Origin of the sequence: Daejeonella sp., from assembly GCF_030695525.1 — a bacterium.
Taxonomy (GTDB): Bacteria; Bacteroidota; Bacteroidia; order Sphingobacteriales; family Sphingobacteriaceae; genus Daejeonella.
The window spans coordinates 90,411-96,410 of sequence record NZ_JAUYSS010000020.1; the positions used below are offsets into that span (position 1 = coordinate 90,411).

5 protein-coding genes are annotated in these 6,000 nt (G+C 40.1%); 4 read left to right on the plus strand and 1 reads right to left on the minus strand.

Annotated features, from left to right (window positions below):
* Positions 1–346: 346 nt before the first annotated feature.
* Positions 347–577: a signal peptidase gene (locus Q8S11_RS04530; protein WP_305660882.1), complete on the minus strand. Its 231-nt coding sequence runs from the start codon at positions 575–577 to the stop codon at positions 347–349.
* Between the two features lie 149 nt (positions 578–726).
* Between Q8S11_RS04530 and ileS the strand changes: the two genes are divergently transcribed.
* The 4 genes from ileS to Q8S11_RS04550 form a co-directional block, all read left to right on the plus strand.
* Positions 727–4,134, plus strand: a complete 3,408-nt coding sequence (gene ileS / locus Q8S11_RS04535; protein ID WP_305660883.1) for an isoleucine--tRNA ligase — start codon at positions 727–729, stop codon at positions 4,132–4,134.
* 2 nt (positions 4,135–4,136) lie between these two features.
* Entirely contained in the window at positions 4,137–4,520 is a 384-nt protein-coding gene (locus Q8S11_RS04540) for a TraR/DksA C4-type zinc finger protein (RefSeq protein ID WP_305660884.1), read from the plus strand.
* Entirely contained in the window at positions 4,521–5,171 is a 651-nt protein-coding gene (locus Q8S11_RS04545) for a lipoprotein signal peptidase (RefSeq protein ID WP_305660885.1), read from the plus strand.
* A 157-nt stretch (positions 5,172–5,328) separates the two neighbouring features.
* On the plus strand, positions 5,329–6,000 hold a 672-nt coding region (locus Q8S11_RS04550), incomplete at its 3' end, for an SIMPL domain-containing protein (protein ID WP_305660886.1).

The window sequence follows — 6,000 nt, forward strand, 5'->3', positions numbered from 1 at the left end:
TACTGCGTTCCTGAAAATTATATGAAGCACACGCGACACGCGTGCGCTCAATGTCATTATTTAAGGATAAATTACGCGTCAATTACAAAGGAGGTTCTCGCTTTCGCGAGAATGACAACTCCTTGTGTCTCGAGAGGAGATACGGCTCAAGGCCGGAATTGGAGTCTTATCAATAGCTGATTTATACATCGAAAAGGCCTTTTTTCGGTACTCACTCCGATCCTGACGAATTCAGGATCTCCCCTAATATTAAATATTGAACTGTCATCGTGGCGGAGGCCACGACCCCCTTTTCTGCTTAACTTAATGACATTGCGCGTGCGCTAGCAAACAAACCTAACCGAACCTATTCTTCTGTTTCTGATTCAGAACGTCCTTTCATCAAAGCACTACGGTCCATTTTGCGCATCAAACTATAGATCACCAGCAAAAATCCAAGACCAAATGCAACTGTTCCAATGACCATAGCCCAACCATATTTGAATTCTTCTGCTTCCATAAGGTAATATCCAAGGAAGTTAAATGCAATTCCAATAAGGATTAACCAAAGGCCGCGACGCATGTATTTATTTCCCATAAAACTCAATCAGTTTAATACAAAGGTAAGCAAAATACTTATTTTGAATTCTGTTTCGTCCTAATGCTGATTAATGATTTCAAAAATCTGCATTTTAAGCCTTAAATTTCTTAACTTTGCATCCTTAAATTTTGAGGTTTAAAGCACTGATGTACAAAGAATATAAGCAACTTGATCTATCAAAAACCGGGAAAGAAATTTTAGAATACTGGAAACAAAACCAGGTATTCGATAAAAGTATTTCCAACCGGCCTGCTACAAAACCTTATATCTTTTATGAAGGTCCTCCATCCGCAAACGGGATGCCGGGAATACATCATGTGATGGCCCGTTCCATCAAGGATATTTTCTGTCGCTATAAAACCCTGAAAGGTTATCGTGTAGAACGTAAAGGTGGTTGGGATACCCACGGTTTGCCGATTGAACTGGCTGTTGAGAAAAAGCTGGGAATTACAAAAGATGATATAGGCAAATCAATTAGTGTTGACGATTACAATGCCGCTTGCCGTACTGAAGTGATGAAATACACTGATGTCTGGAACGACCTTACCGAGAAAATGGGTTATTGGGTTGATCTTGAAAATCCGTACATCACCTATGAAAATGAATATATCGAAACGCTTTGGTGGATACTGAAGCAGTTTCATGAAAAAGGCCTTTTGTACAAAGGTTATACCGTACAGCCCTACTCGCCTGCTGCAGGCACCGGATTAAGTTCTCATGAATTGAATCAGCCCGGTACTTACAAAATGCTGAAGGATACTTCCATCGTTGCTCAGTTTCATTTAAAAAAGGATCAGGATCATCCCATAATGGATATTCTTTTTGAAAATGGGGAAGAGGATACTGTTATTCTTGCATGGACGACTACCCCATGGACCTTACCATCGAACTGCGCCCTTGCTGTAGGAGCTTCAATCTCTTATGTAAAAGTCAGCACCTTCAATCCATATACCTTTAAACCGGTTAGTGTTATTCTGGCAAAGGATCTTGTTTCAAAATACTTCAAGGATGAAAGCAAAGCGTTGTCTTTCGACAATTATAAAGCTGGCGACAAACTCATTCCATGGAAACTAGTAGCTGAATTTCAGGGCTCTGACCTTGTCGGACTTCATTATCACCAATTGATGCCTTATGTCAGCAATGCTGATCTTGAGAAAAATGCTTTCCGTGTTATTCCGGCCGACTTTGTAACTACTGAAGATGGTACCGGTATCGTGCATACAGCTTCTGTCTTTGGTGCGGATGACTTCAGGGCAGCCCGTGAAAACAATGTACCATCGGTGATGATTACTGATGATAAAGGAAATGAACTTCCTCTTGTCGACAAACAAGGACGTTTTGTTGAGGAGGTGACTGATTTTGCAGGTAGATTTGTAAGAGAAGAATATTACAGTGATGAAGTCCGCAAAGACCCCGATTTCAGGCCCACAGATGTACTCATTGCAATTAAACTCAAAGAAGATAATAAGGCTTTTGATGTTAAGAAATACGAACACAGTTACCCGCATTGCTGGCGTACTGATAAGCCTGTTCTCTATTATCCTTTGGATAGCTGGTTTATTAAAACCACAGCGGTAAAAAACCGCCTTGTTGAGCTGAATAAGACTATTAACTGGAAACCTGAATCAACCGGTACCGGCCGATTCGGTAACTGGCTCGAAAACCTGGTGGACTGGAATCTTTCCCGTTCAAGATATTGGGGTACACCCTTGCCAATCTGGAGGACAGTTGACGGAGCTGAGGAAACGTGTATTGGTTCTGTTGAGGAACTCCGGTCGGAGATCAAAAAAGCAGTGGCAGCCGGGTTTATGGATGCTGCATTTGAGATCAATGATATGCACCGTCCTTATGTGGATGATGTCATCCTTGTTTCCAAAACAGGCGAGAAAATGACCCGTGAGACTGATCTGATTGATGTCTGGTTCGATTCAGGAGCCATGCCTTATGCCCAGTGGGGACTACCACCAACGGCAGAAGGTAAAAATGGCAATATAAGTCCGGAAGCATTTTTAGAATACTGGAATAAACAAGCAGGATCAGATGGCGAATCCGGTTCAATCTACCCTGCCGATTTCATTGCAGAAGGAGTTGATCAAACCCGCGGATGGTTCTTTACCCTGCATGCCATTGGGGTGATGCTTCATGATAGTATTTCATTTAAAAATGTTGTTTCAAATGGTCTTGTTCTCGACAAGAACGGCAACAAGATGTCCAAACGTCTGGGAAATGCTGTTGACCCTTTTGAGACCATTGAAAAATATGGTGCAGATCCTACCAGATGGTATATGATCAGCAATGCATCACCATGGGATAATCTGAAATTCAATATTGAAGGGATAGATGAGGTTCGCCGCAAATTTTTCGGAACCCTGCATAATACTTATGCATTCTTCGCTTTATATGCCAATATTGATGGCTTTAGTTATAAAGAGGAAGATATCAAAGACCGCCCTGAAATTGACCGATGGATCATTTCCTTATTGAATTCCCTGTGCCTTGAAGTGGACAATTATTATGCAGATTTTGAACCAACACGTGCTACGCGGGCAATTCAGAATTTTGTGGATGAACATTTGAGCAACTGGTATGTGCGTTTATGTCGCCGGCGATTCTGGAAAGGTGAATACACCGAAGACAAGATCTCGGCATACCAGACACTTTATACCTGTTTGAGTACCATTGCCAAATTAATGTCGCCTGTTGCACCATTCTTTAGTGATCGTTTATTCATAGACCTGAACAAAGCAAGCGGAAAAGAAAAGGTTATTTCAGTTCACCTGGCAGACTTCCCGGTTTATAATGAGGTGCTGGTAGACAAAGATCTGGAAGAACGTATGGCATTAGCACAGGATATCTCCTCGCTGATACTCTCGCTTCGTAAAAAGGTAAGTATCAATGTAAGACAGCCATTGAGTAAAGCGATGATCCCGGTATTGGACAAAAGCTTCAAAGTAAAGGTTGAGAAGGTAAAAGATCTTATCCTATCTGAGACAAACCTGAAGAGTATCGAATACATTACCGATACCTCCGGAATCATCAGCAAAAAAATAAAACCAAATTTTAAAGCTTTAGGCCCGAAAGTTGGTAAGGATATGAAACTTGTGGCAGAAGTATTAAATACCATGTCACAACAGGATATCAGCCGATTTGAAAATGAAGGTTTTATTGCTATTCCGGGAACTTCATATGTGGTAGATCTTGCAGATGCAGAAGTCCTGGCAGAAGATGTTCCGGGATGGCAGGTGGCTAACCTTGGAAACTTAACTGTTGCCTTGGATGTTACGCTAACAGAAGAATTGAAGCAGGAAGGGATTTCAAGAGAATTGGTAAACCGCATCCAGAATCTCAGAAAAGAGCTTGGTTTTGAGGTGACAGATAAGATCAGGGTACTAATAAAAGACCATCCATATATTTCTGAAGCCCTGAAAAATAATTTAAGCTATATTTGCGCGGAAATTCTGGCTGACTCATTGGAGCTTGTGACAGATCTTGATTCGGGTGAAACAGTGAGCATTGATGATAAGGATTTAATAATACAAATAAACAAAGGATAGAAATGGATAAGCACGAAAAAACTAGATATTCCGATACAGAATTACAGGAATTTAAAGATCTCATTATTGAGAAACTACGTAGCTCAAAAGAAGAATTAGCTGCCTTAACACAATCGTTAAGCAATCCGAATATGAACGGGACGGATGATACTGCAGGAACCTATAAAACTCTTGAAGATGGTTCGGCAACTCTTGAAAAAGAATCAATTAATCAGTTAGCAGCACGCCAGAGAAAGTTCATCGATAACCTCGAAAGTGCTTTGGTTCGTATTGAAAATAAAACCTATGGCGTTTGCAGAGAAACTGGCAAACTAATTCCAAAAGAACGTTTACGTGCTGTTCCGCATGCAACTTTAAGTATGGAAGCTAAATTGAAACAGGCATAAATGAAAGCTTATACCAAGCCATTTGTTGCAATTTTTCTTATTCTTTTAGCCGACCAGGCCTTAAAATTCTGGATTAAGCTTAATATGTCCTTAGGCCAGGAGTACAAAATATTTGGCAACTGGGCGATTATACATTTCACAGAAAATAATGGAATGGCTTTCGGTATTGAGTTTGGGGGTGAAGCAGGAAAACTTGCTTTGTCACTATTCCGAATTGTAGCTGTTTGCGGGATTGGTTACGGACTGGTCCATTTAATCAAGAAGAAGTACCATCGCGGACTGATTATGAATCTTGCGCTCATATTTGCAGGGGCATTGGGAAATATCATTGATTCTACTTTCTATGGTGTCATATTCAATGAAAGTTCTTATTATGAGCCTTCAGTACTTTTCCCTCCTGAAGGAGGCTATTCCAGCCTGTTCCATGGCAAAGTGGTTGATATGTTTTATATTCCGATCCTGCAGGGCATCTATCCGCAATGGTTCCCTTTCTGGGCAGGTGAAGAATTTATCTTCTTCCGTCCGGTTTTCAATTTAGCCGACTCGGCTATTTCTATAGGTGTAATTCTGATACTCATTTACCAGAAACGATATTTCAAGGAAGAGAAAGAAGAAGAATTCTTTCCGCATAGCGAAAGTATTGAAGAATAAAACCGAGGCCTAAAAAGGCCTTTTTTATTGTCCAAACCGTATTTTTAGCTGAAAATCAATCTCAATTCTCAACTCTCAATTCTCAATTCTCAATTCTCCTTATGGATTTGGCACGAATTTTTCATCCAATACATATAGATTTAATTAAATAAAGAACATGAAAAACATATTAGCTATTGCCCTCTTAAGTGTATTCAGCTTAAGCGCCTTCTCACAAAACATTGATACACGCAGAAAAATTGAAGTAAACGGATCAGCCGAAGCTGAAGTAACACCGGATATTATTTATATCGGAATGTCATTGAAAGAGTATTTCAGGGATTCAAATAACAAGAAGAAAGTTGAGATCGAAGAACTTGAACGTCAGTTACAGTCGGCAGTTCTGAAAGCAGGCATTCCTCAGGAAAATTTTACGATCAACAATATCTCCAGCTATAATAACTGGTGGGAAAAGAAAAAAGCACCTGATTTTTTGGCCCGCAAACAATACCGTATCAAAGTCACTGATCTGACCAAATTCAATGAAATTATGAGTGCTGTAGATCCTAAAGGAATTGAATACAGCAATATTGAGAGCTATGATTATTCTAAAATTGAAACCCTGAAAAAAGAGCTTAAAATAAAAGCTCTACAGGCTGCAAAAAACAAAGCTGAGTATCTGATTACTTCAATTGGGGGAACTTTGGGTGGAGCAATGGAAATTCAGGAAATTAATAATGAATATTACCCTCAGCCCATGTATCGTGCAAATATGATGATGAAATCGGATGCTATGGCTACAACTGAAGCAGCGATGCCTGATATTGACTTTAAGAAGATCAAGCTCAAT

Coding starts and splice junctions, on each gene's coding strand:
- Q8S11_RS04545 (WP_305660885.1), top strand. CDS start 4,521: ATGAAAGCTTATACCAAGCCATTTGTTGCAATTTTTCTTATTCTTTTA.
- ileS (WP_305660883.1), top strand. CDS start 727: ATGTACAAAGAATATAAGCAACTTGATCTATCAAAAACCGGGAAAGAA.
- Q8S11_RS04530 (WP_305660882.1), bottom strand. CDS start 577: ATGGGAAATAAATACATGCGTCGCGGCCTTTGGTTAATCCTTATTGGA.
- Q8S11_RS04540 (WP_305660884.1), top strand. CDS start 4,137: ATGGATAAGCACGAAAAAACTAGATATTCCGATACAGAATTACAGGAA.